The organism is Pseudomonas sp. TH08 (genome assembly GCF_016651275.1).
In the GTDB taxonomy this organism is placed as follows: domain Bacteria; phylum Pseudomonadota; class Gammaproteobacteria; order Pseudomonadales; family Pseudomonadaceae; genus Aquipseudomonas.
This window is the reverse complement of sequence record NZ_JAEKEE010000006.1, coordinates 359709-375903: the sequence shown is the minus strand read 5'-3', so window position 1 is coordinate 375903 and position 16195 is coordinate 359709. Positions and strand designations below refer to the sequence as shown.

The 16195-nt window shown below is 58.2% G+C and carries 19 protein-coding genes; 8 read left to right on the top strand and 11 right to left on the bottom strand.

Features of this window, described 5'->3' with window-relative positions:
* Positions 1-34: 34 nt before the first annotated feature.
* Complete coding sequence (locus tag JFT91_RS28015; RefSeq protein WP_242489378.1) at positions 35-358, top strand: hypothetical protein; 324 nt, start codon at positions 35-37, stop codon at positions 356-358.
* Between the two features lie 91 nt (positions 359-449).
* Here the strand turns inward: JFT91_RS28015 and JFT91_RS28010 are convergent, their stop codons facing one another.
* On the bottom strand, positions 450-1184 hold the full coding sequence (locus JFT91_RS28010) for a DUF899 domain-containing protein (RefSeq protein ID WP_201234487.1): 735 nt from the start codon (positions 1182-1184) through the stop codon (positions 450-452).
* Positions 1185-1358: 174 nt separating this feature from the next.
* On the opposite strand from JFT91_RS28010, the gene JFT91_RS28005 reads away from it, so the two are divergent.
* The gene (locus tag JFT91_RS28005) at positions 1359-1751 is read left to right on the top strand and encodes a transcriptional regulator (protein ID WP_201234486.1); all 393 of its coding nucleotides are present in this window, start codon (positions 1359-1361) and stop codon (positions 1749-1751) included.
* A gap of 115 nt (positions 1752-1866) precedes the next feature.
* On the opposite strand, the gene JFT91_RS28000 is transcribed toward JFT91_RS28005, so the two are convergent.
* From JFT91_RS28000 to JFT91_RS27990, 3 genes are all read right to left on the bottom strand, one after another.
* On the bottom strand, positions 1867-2736 hold the full coding sequence (locus JFT91_RS28000) for a DUF6279 family lipoprotein (RefSeq protein ID WP_201227522.1): 870 nt from the start codon (positions 2734-2736) through the stop codon (positions 1867-1869).
* A 77-nt stretch (positions 2737-2813) separates the two neighbouring features.
* Entirely contained in the window at positions 2814-3530 is a 717-nt protein-coding gene (locus tag JFT91_RS27995) for a TorF family putative porin (protein ID WP_201227521.1), read from the bottom strand.
* 206 nt (positions 3531-3736) lie between these two features.
* Positions 3737-3925 carry a PFL_1563 family small protein gene (locus JFT91_RS27990; RefSeq protein ID WP_016985943.1) on the bottom strand — a complete coding sequence of 63 codons (189 nt, stop codon included), beginning with the start codon at positions 3923-3925 and terminating at the stop codon, positions 3737-3739.
* A gap of 339 nt (positions 3926-4264) precedes the next feature.
* On the opposite strand from JFT91_RS27990, the gene JFT91_RS27985 reads away from it, so the two are divergent.
* The 3 genes from JFT91_RS27985 to JFT91_RS27975 all read left to right on the top strand — a co-directional run bounded on the left by JFT91_RS27985 (position 4265) and on the right by JFT91_RS27975 (position 6752).
* Positions 4265-5101, top strand: coding sequence for a CvfB family protein (locus JFT91_RS27985; RefSeq protein ID WP_201234485.1), 837 nt, complete (start codon positions 4265-4267; stop codon positions 5099-5101).
* Between the two features lie 45 nt (positions 5102-5146).
* Positions 5147-5551 carry a DUF2177 family protein gene (locus JFT91_RS27980; protein ID WP_201234484.1) on the top strand — a complete coding sequence of 135 codons (405 nt, stop codon included), beginning with the start codon at positions 5147-5149 and terminating at the stop codon, positions 5549-5551.
* Positions 5552-5819: 268 nt separating this feature from the next.
* Positions 5820-6752, top strand: a complete 933-nt coding sequence (locus JFT91_RS27975) for an EamA family transporter (protein ID WP_201234483.1) — start codon at positions 5820-5822, stop codon at positions 6750-6752.
* Here the strand turns inward: JFT91_RS27975 and JFT91_RS27970 are convergent.
* Positions 6697-7878, bottom strand: a complete 1182-nt coding sequence (locus tag JFT91_RS27970) for an MFS transporter (RefSeq protein ID WP_201234482.1) — start codon at positions 7876-7878, stop codon at positions 6697-6699. The two genes, JFT91_RS27975 and JFT91_RS27970, sit on opposite strands and share 56 nt — an antisense overlap.
* A gap of 104 nt (positions 7879-7982) precedes the next feature.
* Here JFT91_RS27970 and ptrR point away from each other — a divergent pair, with 104 nt between their 5' ends.
* Both ptrR and JFT91_RS30035 read left to right on the top strand, forming a co-directional pair.
* A complete protein-coding gene (gene ptrR, locus JFT91_RS27965) occupies positions 7983-8876 on the top strand; it encodes a putrescine utilization regulator PtrR (RefSeq protein WP_201234481.1) in 894 nt (297 codons plus the stop codon).
* 142 nt (positions 8877-9018) lie between these two features.
* Positions 9019-9147, top strand: a complete 129-nt coding sequence (locus JFT91_RS30035) for a PA1414 family protein (protein ID WP_003184145.1) — start codon at positions 9019-9021, stop codon at positions 9145-9147.
* 207 nt (positions 9148-9354) lie between these two features.
* On the opposite strand, the gene JFT91_RS27960 is transcribed toward JFT91_RS30035, so the two are convergent.
* From JFT91_RS27960 to speB, 6 genes are all read right to left on the bottom strand, one after another.
* Positions 9355-9603, bottom strand: a complete 249-nt coding sequence (locus tag JFT91_RS27960) for an acyl carrier protein (protein WP_201228090.1) — start codon at positions 9601-9603, stop codon at positions 9355-9357.
* 41 nt (positions 9604-9644) lie between these two features.
* Entirely contained in the window at positions 9645-10370 is a 726-nt protein-coding gene (locus JFT91_RS27955) for an MBL fold metallo-hydrolase (RefSeq protein WP_201234480.1), read from the bottom strand.
* A gap of 85 nt (positions 10371-10455) precedes the next feature.
* A complete protein-coding gene (locus JFT91_RS27950; protein WP_201227514.1) occupies positions 10456-11835 on the bottom strand; it encodes a sodium:solute symporter family protein in 1380 nt (459 codons plus the stop codon).
* Between the two features lie 162 nt (positions 11836-11997).
* Positions 11998-13500: a purine-cytosine permease family protein gene (locus JFT91_RS27945; protein ID WP_201234479.1), complete on the bottom strand. Its 1503-nt coding sequence runs from the start codon at positions 13498-13500 to the stop codon at positions 11998-12000.
* A gap of 55 nt (positions 13501-13555) precedes the next feature.
* Positions 13556-13978 (bottom strand): YybH family protein, encoded by a 423-nt coding sequence (locus tag JFT91_RS27940; RefSeq protein ID WP_201227512.1) that lies wholly within the window; start codon positions 13976-13978, stop codon positions 13556-13558.
* 10 nt (positions 13979-13988) lie between these two features.
* Positions 13989-14939 carry an agmatinase gene (gene speB, locus JFT91_RS27935; protein ID WP_008086245.1) on the bottom strand — a complete coding sequence of 317 codons (951 nt, stop codon included), beginning with the start codon at positions 14937-14939 and terminating at the stop codon, positions 13989-13991.
* Positions 14940-15297: 358 nt separating this feature from the next.
* Here speB and JFT91_RS27930 point away from each other — a divergent pair, with 358 nt between their 5' ends.
* Positions 15298-16191, top strand: a complete 894-nt coding sequence (locus JFT91_RS27930; RefSeq protein ID WP_007956593.1) for a LysR family transcriptional regulator — start codon at positions 15298-15300, stop codon at positions 16189-16191.
* The last annotated feature ends 4 nt before the right edge of the window (positions 16192-16195 follow it).

Genomic DNA, 16195 nt, shown 5'->3' with positions numbered 1-16195 from the left:
ATTAGGCGAAGTCCGCGGGGGCGAACTTGTTCTGATGCCGTTTTTGGCGCCATTTCTTGCGCAACTGATTTTCTTTCTGCCTTTCCTGTTCTTTGCAACGGTGATTACCTTACTGAGGGTCAGGAGGACAGCGATGAGTTGTTTTCTGGTAGCTCTGAGCGGTGCCAGTATCGCCACAGGGTGGGTGCTTTGTTTTGTCTTGCTCGTGGTGCGAGACACGGACATCAAGGGCGGCGGAGTTTCGGATTATCTAATTGAACTGTCGGGCGTGTTTTTCGCATCACTGGCGACGTGTTGGTTCGCCGCCAGACTTTTCCTGCCCCGGAAAAGTAGTCATACGCCATCAATCGATGATTAGAGTCTTCAGCCGGCCTGAACAGATACTTGGGTAGAGGTGACGGTGGGAGCCTTTCACCAGTCCGTCACCATCGCTTACATCTCCTCGCTGCTCATTTTAAGTGGCAGCAACTGGACGCTTTCTCACCTTCATACCGATCATGGTGCCGAACCCATTCCATGATCTCGTCCTCATTTCTGCCTTTCGGCGTTAGGTCGAGAAAGTTGTAGGCCCCCACCAGCATGTCCAGTCCCCGGGCGTAGGTTGAGTAGGTGTGGAAAATCTCACCGTTGTCATTGCGATAAAACACACTCAACCCCGGCATTTCTTCCTCGGCGCTGTCAGTTTTTTCGTAGTTGTACGTAGCCTTTCCGGCCTCTGCGTCCTCAGCCTTGGCGCACACGCCAAAGTCGTAGTTAAAATCGGAATCGGCTGACGACAGCCAATCGAACTTCCAGCCCATCCGCCGTTTAAAGTCCTGAAATTCGTTGAATGGCGCGTGAGAAACCGCAACCACCGCAATATCGTGATGCGCCAGATGTTGATTGGCGCCGTCGATGTGGTCGCTGAGGAACGAACAACCCGGGCAACCTTCTTCCCAGTCCTTGGCAAACATGAAGTGGTAAACCACCAACTGACTGTGTTCGCCGAACAGATCGGCCAGCCTCATTTCAGTGTCTGGGCCCTGGAAGCGATAGTCCTTGTCGACTCTCACCCATGGCAGTGCGCGCCGTTCGGCGCTGAGGCGATCACGTTCCCTGGTGAACGCTTTTTCGTTGGCCAAGTGTTGTTTGCGGGCGGCGAGCCATTCTTCGCGCGACACCACCGGATGATTCTCAACGTTCATGATGATTTCTCCTGCGGGTTGAAACCGTCTGTTTAAGATTAGTCGTTTAACCCTCAGGCCAATCGACAGACCGCCGGTCGGTCGCTGGTAACAATGCGGCTGAACGGCTGCGCAAGGCTCCGGTCACAACCTATGTATGCGCCACTAATCACGCGCACCGGAGGTTGAATCAGGATGACGACTTATAACTGGGATTTGATTGAGCGCTTGCTGCACGAGGTGCAGAACAGCGCGGGCCACAGTTTTGCCCCTCGCGCGTATGCCGAGGACTATGCAGCGGAGAAAGCCAGCGCTGGCGAGCCGATCGGGAATCTGGATCATCTGAAAACGCTGGCCTGCGATTATGAAAGGTTGCTGCTTTTGCGCGGCTATATCGCACCGCGTCCGGATGAAGAGGGCAGCACAGGAAACAATTTTGTGCTGACGGCGCGTGGATCGAGCTTGTTGAGCCTGATCGACAGCAGCATTCCTGGCAATGATCACCCGCGTCAGGTGCTGGATGAGCAGGCCGATGCGCTGGATGAGTCGACGTTTGATGTGGTGGCTTCAAAAGCCCAAATCGCCTGATCCCAGAGGATCCTGTAGGAGCAGAGCTTGCTCGCGAAAGCGCCATCAAATTCAGTAGTTTCATTGAATGACACGCCGCTTTCGCAAGCAAGCTTTGCTCCTGCAGATCGCTGGATTACGGGGATTTGCTGGCTTTCAGACACTTGAGGTCATTAAAGTCCTTGCGTACGCCATCAATCTTCTTCAGCAACCGCTGACGCTGTTGCGGCGTACTTTCCGCCATCAGGTCGACCGCCAGCGCGCGTGCTTGCGCTTCGGTGTTGGCGTAGGCCTTCTGGTATTCCGGTGTCCATAAACGTTCGCGATTAACCAGAAGCGTCTCGATTCTCTGTGGGAATTCAGGGCTCTTGCGCTGTGCAACCGCGGCACTGAATTGCTTCTGCCAATGCGCACGGTTGGCGATCCACTGGGTGTTTTGATCGCCCAACGCTGTTGACCATGCCATCACGCGTTGTTCCTGGGTCGCGCTCAAAGGCCCGAGCCAGTCATTCAAGCGTTTAACCATGCGTGCGCCGCGCTCGGCGATTTGTTCTGTCAGTGGCGGATTGACGTAATCCTGCTGACGCTTGCGCAGATCCTTGGCAAACGCGTCATTCATCTCGGCAACCTGTTTGTCATCCAGCCCTTGCAGCAGTTCGATTGCCGAAGGGGTGATTGCCTGGGCGGTTTCGGCGATGGCTTGTTTGGCTTCCGCAGTACGCGCCTGGAGCGCGGCGTCGGTTACCTGATTGGTTTCGACCATGGTCTGCAAACGATCCAGCCAATCCAGATAACCCGGCAGTTGCGTGGTGCAGTGCCAGCTCAGGTGTTCCTTGAGGCGTTCGTTGAACCAGTCTTTTTGCTCGCCATGCATATCCACATAGTCGCTGAGCGTCCAGGGAATGATCACGTCGAGGTTACGGTAGGCCAGCCCGACGCGACTGCAAGCGCCGAGGGCGAGGGTGAACAACAGCAGAGCGGCAATGTGCTTGAACCAGCGAGACATGAGCGAATCCTTGCGGTGGCCTGGCTTCGAAGATCTGATTCTTATGTGATGCAGGATGCGCTCGGCAGTTCAGCCAATCAATAGAACGCGCGTACGGCCTTGAGGGTGACGAGGCCGTCGCACTGGCTGTTGTGCCCGGAATAGGCCGAGCAATCGCTGCCGCTGAGGCTGGAGTTGCTGTAGATCAAGTCGAGATCGACGCCCATGAACGGTCGTGACAATTGCACTGACCAATCGGTGAAGCTGCTGACATAACCACCGTCCACCGCTACCGGAGTGTTCAGTTGATGGGTGGTGTATTTCATGCTGACACCGATGCCGAACGGCTGGTTACCGCCAAGGTCGGCGAACAAGGTGTTGTTCTGTTTATCCGGATCGTTGCTCAAAGCCACGCCGAAGCGGCTGCCGAGCAGCGTCAGGCCACCGAACAGTTCCTGGCTGTCGAGGGTTTCGACGCTCGGGTAGCTGTAGTGGATCATCCCGACTTCATAGCCAAGGGTTTGATCGAAGGGCTGTTTAAAGCCGACGTAGGAATCTATTTCGAGGTTTTTGCCTGGCGTGATACCCATGCTCGGTGCGTACTGGCCGACATAGAGGCCGCTGTCGTGGCTCAGGTCGAGACCGCCGTGGAACGAGCCGGCCGCCGCCGGTTTGACCAGACCCTGGGCCATGCTGCGCGTCGGCGTGGTGCCGAGTTTGAGGTCGAAATCGCCGAGTTCACGCTGGAAAATTTGCGCGTGCGCGGTCGTGCCTGTCAGCAGGCCTACGAGCAATAAACAGGAAGTTTTGCGCATGCGTCACTCCATGAACAGCGAGCACAGGCCGGTGAGCCTGTTGAAACGCTTGATCTAGACGCGTGCAAGGATACCGGCGAATGATCGGCATTGATGGCCGTTCGTCGATTTACAAGGATTTTTGTTTAAAGCGGGAGGGGATTGCGCGGTGCCAGTCCAGACGCTTCGAAGCTCAAAGCGCCTCTGGACGGGTGTAAAACCGGGTGTTACTTTTTGCCCAGGCTAATCTGCTTGGACGGGCCGAACGTCTGGCCACTGACGCCTTTGGCAATTTGCTGGATCTCGCCGCCGGACTTGAGGAACGCTGCGATCTGATCGTTGATCGATTCGCTGGTTTCAACGGCTGGAGCTGGCTTTGCTTTGCTGGTGGATGCTTTTACACGCATGGCGGCCATTAACCTGTAGAAAAGTAACTCGGCCAGGCATCGTACAGTAATAACTTGACAATTGCTTGGTAAATATCCCCCGGAATAACCCACCGCGTTGCTGCATTATTCTCGATTCAATATTCGCAATATCCGCCTAACCTGCTGTTTTAAATAACAACATTTATGTTCTGAAGCGCAGGCATGCTTGACGGCGAGGCGCAGAATCAGACTGACGAGCGGCAGGTTGTGGGCCGGCGACCAAGGAAAATCAAGGCTTGTCACAGAATTTGCGGCCTCGCCGGTTTGCCGCCAAACGTTCCCGGCAAAAACGGGTAGAATGCCGCCCACGTAATGAGGGTTCTGGAAATGGCTTTAGTCGGGCGTTACAACAGTTTGCAAGTGGTTAAACACACTAACTTCGGTTTATATCTGGACGGCGGTGCCGACGGCGAGATTCTTTTGCCCAACCGTTATATCCCTAAAGATATTCCCAGCGAAGATGAAGATTGGCTCAACGTTTTTGTTTATCTGGACAGCGAAGACAAACTTCTCGCCACCACAGAAAAACCAAAAGTACAGGTCGGCGAATTTGCCAGTCTGAAAGTTGTTGAAGTCAACAGCATCGGTGTGTTCCTCGATTGGGGGCTGCCGAAGGATCTGTTGCTGCCGTATTCCGAAGAAAAACGCCAGATGACCGCTGGCGAGTACTGCGTGGTGCACGTCTACCTCGACAAACACACCCGCCGCATCACCGCGACGGCGCGTCTGGATCGCTACCTCGACAAGACCCCGGCCAACTACAGCCAAGGCCAGGAAGTTGACCTGCTGGTTGCCGAAGCCACTGACATGGGTTTCAAGGCGATCATCAACAACAAGCACTGGGGTTTGATCCACAAGAACGAAATCTTCAAGTTCATGCGTGCCGGCATGATCGAGAAAGGCTTCATCAAGGAAGTGCGCGCCGACGGCAAGATTGCCCTTAGCCTGCAACCGGTAGGTCAGGAAGCAGCCAGCAGCCTGAACTCGAAGATCCTCGCCAAGTTGCGCGAGAATGACGGTTCGTTGCCGGTCAGCGACAAAAGCGATCCGGCGTTGATCAGCAGCCTGTTCGGCGTCAGCAAGGGCAACTTCAAGAAGGCCATCGGTGCGCTGTACAAGGAAGGCAAGATCGTCATTCACGCGGATCGCATTGAACTAAGCTGAGCCTGGTGTGGCCCATGTTGCATGGGCTCACATGAGGTCGGGTAAATGAAAAGAATGCTGATGGCTTACGTGGCCACGCTGGTGACGTTTCTTCTGCTTGATGGCATCTGGCTCGGCCTGTTGATGGCGCCGACCTATCGCGAACTGCTCGGTTCGCTGATGCTCGAAAAACCGCTGCTGGTGCCCGCAGCGGTTTTTTATTGCCTGTATGTTTTTGGTTGTGTGCAGTTCGTGGTGCTGCCGGCGCTGAGCTGGCAGCGCGCGGCGAAGATGGGCGCGTTGTTGGGGCTGGTAGCGTATGGCACGTATGACCTGACCAATTGGGCGACGTTGCGCGGCTGGTCGGTGCAGGTGACGGTGCTGGATTGGGCTTGGGGCACGTTTGCCACGGCGGTGGCGTGTACCGTCGGGTTTTTGCTAGCTAAACGACTTCTGAATTCAAATCCTTGAGCAGGGTTGATTGAACTGACGCCATCGCTGGCAAGCCAGACTCCCACAGGGTTTGGTGTTGAATAAACCATCAGTGAGCAACCCGGTCACTGTGGGAGCTGGCTTGCCAGCGATTGGCGGCGCAGCCGACAGCCATTCACCGCTGACGCAACGGAAGAACTAAATGTCTTTTCCAGACGGCTTTTTCCGCCCGAGTCATTGATAATCCTCGACACTGATTTCTGACCATTGGATGGCCTGCCATGTTGTGTGTGTTCGAGGTGTTGCGGTGAGTATCGAGCGGCGTAATGCCGACAGTTTTGCCTTGCAGGTGATGGTCGGCCTCTGCCTGATCTGGGGCGTGCAGCAAGTAATGATCAAATGGGCGGCGCCGGACATTGCACCGGTGATGCAAGCGGCGGCGCGCTCGGGGATTTCCGCGCTACTGGTCGGGTTGCTGATCTGCTGGAAGGGCGGCTGGGATCAGGTTGGCAATACCTGGCGCGGCGGATTGCTGGCCGGTGCGCTGTTCGGTCTGGAATTCTTCTTTATCTCTGAAGGCTTGCAACTGACCACGGCTGCGCACATGTCGGTGTTCCTCTACACCGCGCCGATCTTCACCGCATTGGGCGTGCATTTTCTGTTGGCCAGCGAACGCCTGCGACCTTTGCAATGGCTGGGCATTCTGCTCGCGTTCATCGGTATCGCGATTGCCTTCGCCGGAGGTGTGTCGTGGGACAACCTTGACCGGCGCATGTTGCTGGGCGATGCCTTTGGCGTGCTGGCCGGCGCCTGCTGGGGCGCAACCACGGTAGTGGTGCGCGCTTCGCGTCTGTCGGACGCGCCGGTGACGTTGACCCTGTTTTATCAATTGATCGTCGGTTTTGTCGGCCTGCTGTTGATCGCATTGTTCAGTGGTCAGATCAGCCACGTCAGCCTGACCACCGTGGCGGTGGCCAGTGTGCTGTTCCAAGGGCTGGTGGTGTCGTTCTTCAGTTACCTGGTCTGGTTCTGGCTGCTGCGGCGTTATCTGGCGGCGAATCTGTCGGTGTTTTCGTTCATGACGCCGCTGTTCGGCGTGACCTTCGGCGTCTTGCTGCTGGGCGAGCAGTTGAGTCTGAACTTCGTGATCGGTGCCGTGTTGGTGTTGCTCGGCATCACGTTTGTCAGCGCCGAGCAATGGGTACGTCGACGTTTGCGCAAGGCGCTCGGCCAGCAGTAATCGACTGCATTGCCAGGCCGCCGGCAATCAGCAAGCCGCTGCCGGCGATCAGCAAGGCCGGGTGCAGGCTTGCGCTGTAATGAGTGCTCAGCGCAGCCAAGAGCGGGCCGCTGAGCTGGCCGACGGCGAAGCAGGCGGTGAGCATGCCGGCATTACGTTGCGTGGCGTGGGGCGCCAGTTCCCGCGAGCGTTGCATGACCAGTTGCATGCAGGCCAGGAATGGCGTGCCGCAGAGGATTACGCCGAGTGCCAGGCCCCAACCGCTGCTCAGCAGGCAGGCAAAAACACCGGCCGCTTGCAGCCACAACGTCGCCATCAACCAGTGACGCGTGGTCTGCGGATCGTGGCGGCGCAGGCTCACCAATAGCACCCCGATGGCCGCGCACAGGCCGAAGCTCGGCCAGAACAGATCTGCCTGCCATTGCCCGTGAAATTGCGCGTTGGCCATCTGTGACAGGAACGTTGCCGGGATGATGTAGCCGACGCCGTACAGGGCGTAGATCACCGCCAGCCGAGCGATGCCACGATCCGACGGACTGACGGCCACTGCCGCAACTGCCTTGGTGGCAACTGGTTGCGGCAGGAGGCGCCAGACCCCCAGCATCATCACCAACGCGGCTGCTGCATAAATCAGCCACAGCGTCGCGGACGTCTGATTCAGCAGATGTGAGACCAGCGCCAGCAACCCCGTCAGAAAAATCCCCATTCCCGGCCCGGCAAATACCAGCGCCCCAAGTCGTGGACGACCCGCTGCCGCAGCCAGCGGCTGACTCAGTGTCGTAATCATCACCACCACCCAGGCACTCGCGACCCCAGTACCGAAGCGCAGCAGCAGATGCGACCAAAACCCATTGGCCCAGAACGACGCCAGTGTCAGTAACACGCACAACCACAAGCCGCCATGCAGGCGTCGCTGCACTTGCTGAGGACGGCGCGCGAACATCGCCTCCACTGCGCCAATCAGATAACCGAGGTAGTTGGCCGCCGCAATCAGACCGGCGGCCGTCAGGTCGAACTGCCCTTCGCTGAGCAGGTGTGGCATTTGCGGTGTGAGGGCGAAACGGCCGATACCCATGGCCAGCATCAGGGCCACGAAGCAGGCGGATAAGCGAATGACGGGTGACATGGTGCGAATTCCGTAAGGGCTTCAATGACCATTAGGCTAGGACTGATTGACTTTCTTTAAAATTGAATAATAGTGAGTAACTTGTTCTGTTATGGAGAAAGCTTGTGGAATTCAGCCAACTGCGGATTTTTCAGGCCGTGGCCGAGGAAGGCTCGATCACCCGCGCTGCCGAACGTTTGCATCGGGTGCCGTCGAATCTGTCGACGCGGGTCAAACAGCTGGAAGAGCAACTGGGTGTCGAATTGTTCGTCCGTGAACGTCAGCGTTTGCAGTTGTCGCCTGCGGGAAAAGTCCTGCTGGACTACACCGGCAAGTTGTTCGCGTTGCGTGATCAGGCCAGTGCGGCAGTGATGGGCGGGCAGCCGGCGGGGGATTTCGTGCTGGGTACCATGTACAGCACGGCGGCGATCCATTTGCCGGCGTTGCTGGCGCGCTATCACAAGCAGTATCCGGCGGTGAATCTGCAAGTGCAGTCGGCACCCAGTGGGGAGTTGCTCGAAGGCCTGCTGACCGGGCGCCTTGATGCCGCACTGGTCGATGGCCCGCTGGAGTTGGCCGGCTTGGATGGCGTGCCCTTGTGCGAGGAGCGACTGGTGCTGATCACTGAAATTGATCATCCGCCGGTTCGCAGCGCCCGAGATGTAGAGGGGCGTTCAGTGTTCACTTTCCGCCGGGGCTGCTCCTATCGCATGCGCCTCGAAGCCTGGTTTGCGCATTATCACGCGGCAATGGGCCGGGCGATGGAGATCGAGTCGTATCAGGGCATGCTTGCCTGCGTGATTGCCGGCAGCGGCGTGGCGCTAATGTCGGAGTCGATGCTCGCCAGTCTGCCGGGGCGCGACAGTGTCGCAGTGCATCCGTTGGCCGAACCATTTGTGGGTGCGACAACGTGGCTCATGTGGCGCAAAGGCATGGTCGGCGCCAACCTCAATGCCTGGGTTGAGGTGCAACAAGCTGTCTATCCTGCGGCTCAGATCGAAACCCGCGAAACCGCCTGAACCAATGCCGGCGAACTCTGTTCAATTCAGTAACAGATCATTGCGGATTTGGCCGAGCATTGCGTAGGACTTCGGACTATTATCAGTGCGAAGCGGCCTCAGAATTCCGGCCGCTCAGCACCACCCTGAAGGGGGCATGACGATGAAAGAGAAAATTCAAAACTGGCTGCACGATTTAGGTGTTGCCCTCGGCTTGATCGAACCGCCTCTGCAACCTGTACCGATCCGCACCGATGACGAGCAGCGTCGGCGCCAGCCTCGTCGGCGGTAGGCACACGTAAGCATCAGGTGAATGGGGTTATTTGTGGCGAGGGGATTTATCCCCGTTGGGCTGCGCAGCAGCCCCAAAACCATTAAACCCGGTTCGACCTGTAAAAATGTGATTGCTGCGAATGGGGCTGCTTCGCAGCCCAACGGGGATAAATCCCCTCGCCACAGGGATCTCTAACATCCTGATGGATGTATTTGGCATTCCTTCTCAATGCTGTCCAATCTCAATTAAAAACCGACTCAAGTCATTCGCGGTCTTCGCGGTCTTGAGCATGCGGTCCTCTTCTGCGGTGAACGCCGTCAGTCCGAATTCATCTTCAAGATGAAAGATCAGATCCTCGATATCCGCTTTTTCCAATCCCAACTGCACCAGGCTGGTGTGGTCATTGAATTCGCGGTTTTCCAGCAAGCGCCGGATAAATCGGTGTACGGCGGCACGCACGGCAGCTCTTCTCATGACAAATAATTCATTGTTGTTTCGACTGATTACAGCAGGCCTCAGGCGTGTCCGCGCAACCATTCGTCAATCATCGAACGCAAACGTCCACCGGAGAAACTGCCGAAATGCCCGCCATGCACCGTCCGAATCGGTAACGCCTGTAAACGGCGCAAACTGGCCGCGTAATCCTGCAGATTGGAATGGTAGGCGTCTTCGATCAACGGCCCGTCGTAAATGATATCGCCGCTGAACAGGGTTTCAGTCGCCGCTTCATACAGGCTGATGCCACCCGGCGAATGGCCCGGCGTATGCAGCACCTGCAGCGTGCGATTGCCCAGATCGAGCACATCACCGTCCTCGACGAAACCGGTCGCCGGCGCAGCCTTGACCCGGTATTCGGCGTAGCACAACGGGCAATCCGGGTGCGCCTCAAACATGTCATCGCCGACGAACGCACGGCTCAGATCATTCTCACCGTCGGGCGCCGCAAGAATGTCCGCTTCGGCGCGATGCACCAGCCGTTCAGCAAACTCATGATGACCGGCGATATGGTCGAAGTGGCAATGACTGGCGACTGCCACCAGTGGTCGTTCGGTAATCCATGGCAATTGTTCGCGCAGGCTGACCAGCCCCGAACCGCTGTCGAGCAACAGGTCTTTGTCGCGTCCCTGAACGTGCCAAAGGTTGCAGCGGTAGAACGGGCGAATGTACGGCTCGTGAATCAGCCGAATGCCATTGCTCAGGTGTTGCACTTCAAACCACTGATCGCGAGAAACGATCTTCATAAATCATTTTCTCCAGACGAAAAAAACGGGTGTGGCAACCGACGCCACACCCGTCGAAGAAAGCATCAAGTCGTTACATCAAAGCTTAGATCGCACTCGCCACCGTCGCCGGGCGAGGGGAGACCAGACTCACCACCACAAAACTCACCAGACTCACGGCCAGGCTGTAGTAGATCGGTGTGTTGGCATCCAGACCGTCCTTGAACATGAACAGCAGCGCGGTGGCGAAACCCAGGCCCATGCTGGCGATGGCGCCGGCAGTGGTCGCGCGTTTCCAGAAGATCGCCCCGATCAGCGGGATCAGCATGCCACCCACCAACAGGTTGTAGGCCAGCGTCAGAGCGCTGATGACGTCGTTCACTACCAGCGCGATGCCCAGCACGACGACGCCGGTCAGCAGGGTGAACAGGCGGTTGATGCGCAGGCTCGACTGTTTACCGCCGCGCAGTTTCGGCAGCAGGTCTTCGGTCAGGGTGGTGGCCGCCGCCAGCAGGCCGGCGCTGGCGGTGGACATCATCGCGGCCAGTGCAGCAGCGATCACCAGACCACGGATGCCGTCCGGCAGCGACAGTTTGACGATGGCGGCAAAGGCGTTGTTGACGTTGTCCAGATCCGGGATCAGTACGTGTGCTGCCATGCCGATCAGGGCGCAGGCCAGACCGTAGAGGATGCAGTAGACACCTGCGAAGCTGCCGGCGTATTTGGCGACTTTTTCATTCTTGACGGTGAACACCCGTTGCCAGATGTCCTGGCCGATCAGGATGCCGAAGAAGTAGATCATGAAATAGGTGATGATCGTGTCCCAGCCAATGGTGGTGAAGTTGAAGGCGGCTGCCGGCAGCTTCAGCACCAGTTCGTCCCAACCGCCAACGCGGTACAGGCAGATCGGCAACAAGATGAACATCAGGCCTACGGTCTTGATCACGAACTGGACGATGTCGGTCAGGGTCAGCGACCACATGCCGCCGATGGCCGAGTAGATCACCACCACGCCACCGCCGAGCAATACCGACACCCAGAACGGCAGACCGAACAGCACTTGCAACACAGTGCCGATGGCGAGGATCGAGGTCACGCCGATCATCAGTGCGTAGGCCAGCATGATCGCCGCGCTCGCCGAGCGGGCCATCGGGTTGTAGCGTTTTTCCAGCACCTGGGTAACGGTGTAGATCTTCAGTTTCAGCAGTGGTTTGGCGAGGAACAGGTTCAGCGCAACGATGCCGCAACCCAATGCTGCGCACAGCCAGAAACCGGAGATGCCATGCACATAACCCAGACGCACGGTGCCGACGGTGGACGCGCCACCCAGTACGGTCGCGGCCATGGTGCCCATGTACAAGGTCGGGCCGAGGTTACGACCGGCAACCAGAAAGTCTTCGTTGGTCTTGGCCTTGCGCATGCCGTAATAGCCAAGAATCAACATCGCGGCGGCGTAGATGAGTACGACGAATAAATCCAAAGCCATGATGGCGTGTCTCCGATTGTCTTTTTTATGGTGAAACAAATTGGTTCTGTAGGACTGCCCTTTGTAGGCCTTCGCCTGCTCGTGATAGCGGTCTGTCAGCCACATCATTGTTGGATGTGCCGCCGTCATCGCGAGCAGGCTCGCTCCCACAGGGGATCGGCGTCAGGCGGCTTGACGCAGTTCAGGTTTCTCTATGAATTGGCTGCGGGCATCCTTCGGGCCGAACACTTCGCGCGGTTCCGGGAACAGGCTCAACAGCGTCAGGTACACCACCGAAGCCAGGCCCAGGGTCACCGGCAAACTGATGTCGATGCCACCCGCCATCTCGCCCAGTGGGCCGACAAATTGCCCCGGCAGATTGACGAAGCACAGGCCGACTGCCGCACTCGGGATCCACGCGCCCAGACCACGCCAGTTCCAGCCGTGGCTGAACCAGTAGCGTCCGCCTTGTTCGCCGCGAGTGAACACTTGCAGGTCATCCGGGCAATAGAAGCCGCGACGCACCAGCAGACCGATGATCATGATCACCATCCATGGCGTGGTGCAGGTGATGATCAGTACAGCGAAAGTCGACACGCTCTGCACCAGGTTCGCTGCAAAGCGCCCGATAAAGATGAAGGCAATCGACAGTACGCCGATCAGCAGCGTCGCTTTCACGCGGGACAGCACGCGCGGGAACACGCTGGACATGTCCAGGCCGGTGCCATACAGCGAGGTGGTGCCGGTCGACATGCCACCGATCACCGCAATCAGGCACACCGGCAGGAAGAACCAGCTTGGCGACACCGCCAGCAAACCACCGACATAGTTGTTCGCGGCGATGTAGTCCGGTGCCTTGATCGCAACGATGGTCGCCGTGGTCAGGCCGAACAGGAACGGGATGAACGTAGCGATCTGCGACAGCACAACTGCCGCCATGATGCGTTGCTTGGAGGTGTCACGCGGGATGTAGCGCGACCAGTCGCCGAGGAACGCCCCGAAGGAAATCGGGTTGCTCATCGCCACCAGCGCAGCGCCTATGAACGCCGCCCAGAAGCCCGGCTGACCGAGGCTGACGGTGCCAGCGTAGTGCGCGTCGAAAGGACCAGCGAAGGCGAAGATGCCCAGCAGGAACAACAGGCTGGCGCTCCACACCGCGATCTTGTTCACCCACAGCAAAAAGCGGAAGCCGTAGATGCACACGGTCAGCACCAGGATCGCGAACAGGCCGTAGGCCAGGCCCAGGGTCAGGTCGGTTTCCGGCAGACCGATCAGGCGTTTCGCACCACCGATCAGCGCATCCCCCGAACTCCACACCGAGAGCGAGAAAAACGCGATAGCGGTCAACAGCGACAGGAACGAGCCGACGATCCGCCCGTGCACGCCGAAGTGTGCACCGGACGACACGGCGTTGTTGGTGCCGTTGAGCGGGCCGAACAGGCCCATCGGTGCGAGGATCAGCGAGCCGAGCAATACGCCCGACACAATCGCCCAGACGCCGGCCTGAAACGACAGACCGAACAGCACCGGGAAACTGCCGAGCACGGCGGTGGCAAAGGTATTCGAACCACCGAAGATCATCCGGAACAAGTCCGTCGGGCCTGCGGTGCGTTCGTTGTCCGGGATCTGTTCGACCCCGTGGGTTTCAATCTGCGTAAGGCTTTGGTCGTTGTTGTTGTTATTCATGATCTGCTCCGATCATAAAGGCGCGTTCATCGTGCGTGAACGTCACCTGTCTTGGCTAAGGGGATGGCAGCCCTTCCGGCATTGCGGACAAATGTTCGTGGCAGGCCAGCCAATGGCCTTGTTGTTCTAGGCTCGACGCTTGTTTCTTGAAAACAATCGTCTCGCGCTCCTGGCTGAAGTGTTGCTCCCCTTGCATGCGCAGCTCGGTGGCCACGTCATGGATGAAAATCGCCACGTCACCTTGCAGGCTGACGAAGGCGTTGCTCGAGGTGCACGAGAGCACCTCGAAGCCATCCTCGGCGCGCCAGTTGTCCCACAAGGCCTGATAGGCATCGCGCGACAGCAAAGGCTGTTCGAGGGTGTAGAAGACGAAGCTCGCGTCGGTGCTGAACGCACCGAAGTAAGCGTCGCGATCGTTACGGGCGAAGGCGGCTACCAGCTCGGCGGCCGCGTGCAAAACCTGATCACGTTCGTTCATGACCCGATCCTCAGCGGTGGACTACGCCTGGCAGTACGCAGAGCATTTCGTACAGCAGGTTGGCGGCCAGCAGCGAGGTGTTACCGGTGGTGTCGTAAGCGGGCGAGACTTCTACCAGATCGCAACCGATCAGGTCGAGGCCTTGGCAGCCACGGACGATTTCAATCGCCTGAATGGTCGTCAGACCACCGATTTCCGGGGTGCCAGTGCCTGGCGCCCAGGCCGGGTCGATGCCGTCGATGTCGAAGCTCAGGTATACCGGACCGCCGCCGACTTTCTCGCGGACTTCGGCCATCAACGGCGCCAGCGACTTGTGCCAGCACTCTTCGGCCTGCACCACGCGGAAGCCCTGATCGCGGCTCCAGTTGAAGTCATCGGCGGTGTAGCCCTGCGCACGCAGACCAATTTGCACCACGCGGTCGCAGTCCAGCAGGCCTTCTTCGACAGCGCGACGGAAGGTCGTACCGTGAGCGATTTTCTCGCCGAACATGTGATCGTTGACGTCAGCGTGGGCATCGATGTGTACCAGACCGACCTTGCCGTGCTTTTTATGAATGGCACGCAGGATCGGCAGGGTGATGGTGTGGTCGCCACCCAGGGTCATCGGGATCACGTTGTGCTCGAGGATGTTGTCGTAGGCTTCTTCGATGATGCGCACGGCGTCGAGCAGGTTGAAGGTGTTGATCGCCACGTCACCGATGTCGGCCACCGCCAGCGAGTCGAACGGCGCAGCGCCGGTGGCCATGTTGTACGGGCGAATCATCACCGATTCGGTGCGGATGTCGCGTGGCCCGAAGCGTGTGCCTGGGCGCAGCGAAGTACCGATGTCCAGTGGCACGCCAACGAAGGCAGCGTCCAGACCGGCAGCAGTGGGTACGTGTGGGAGTCGGAGCATGGTGGCGATGCCGCCGAAGCGCGGCATTTCGTTGCCGCCCAGTGGTTGGTGAAGAATCTTGTCCACGGGTAAGGCCTCATCGTCTTTGTTTTATTTATGTCGGCGCACCGTTCAGCAAAGGTTCGGACGCCGCTGTGGGGCCGATGATGCGAAATGTAGTGCGGCGAAAGAATCGCTACGGGCAAAAACTTAGTTCAGATTTTTCTAAACTAATGCCAAGGCTGGAGATAGACTTCCCGAACCTGCACCGATACCCCTGTGGCGAGGGGATTTATCCCCGATCGGCTGCGCAGCAGTCGTAAATTCGTTGCTCGCGGCATGCCTGATGAATCGATTTGCAGGCGTGGGGCGGCTTCGCCACCCATCGGGGATAAATCCCCTCACCACAAAGTTATCAGTGTTCGACAGATGTTTGGAGAGCCGCATGGCCAACGCTTTACCCGACCTGAAACTATTACGCATCTTCGTCAGCGTCGTGCGCCATCAGGGTTTCGCCAACGCGCAGCAGGAACTCAACCTGTCGACCTCGGCGATCAGCACCTACATGAGCCAGCTCGAAGCCGCGCTTGGGCTCGTGCTGTGCCATCGCGGGCGTGGCGGGTTCAGCCTGACCAGCAAAGGTGAACTGTTCCATCAGGAAACCCTGCGCCTGCTCGCCGAACTCGAAGGCTTCGAGCAATACGCCGCCGCGCTCAAGGGCGAACTGCGCGGCACGCTCAACCTCGGCGTGATCGACTCCACTGTCAGCGACAAGGCCCTGCCGTTCGCCGAAGCCATCGGCGCCTACAGTCAGGAACACCCGGCGGTGCATTTGCATTTGTCGGTGATGAGCCCGTATGAGCTGCAACTCGGTGTGCAGGACAACCGCCTCGATCTGGCCATCGGCGCGTTTTCCACGCGCATGAGCGGTCTGGTCTACATGCCGCTGTACCGTGAGCAGCACTGGTTGTATTGCAGTAGTCGGCATCCATTGTTCAATGAACGGCGCATTCCAGAGCAGGTCATCACTCAGCAACGCATGGTCGGGCGCGGTTACTGGAGCCAGGCGGAACTCGCCCGGCACGGCTTCAAACACAGCGCCGCGACCGTGGAAAGTATGGAGGCGCAGCTGATTCTGGTGCTGTCCGGGGCCTATATCGGTTATCTGCCGGAGCACTACGCTCAGGCATGGGCCGACAAGGGTGATTTGCGGGTTTTGTTGCCAGCGACGTTTGGCTATCAGGCACCGTTTTCAATGATCATGCGCCGCGGTCGTAGCCGTGAGCCGCTGATCCAGACCTTCCGTGATTTGCTCAAAGCACAGCTCAATCAGGCCTAAGAAC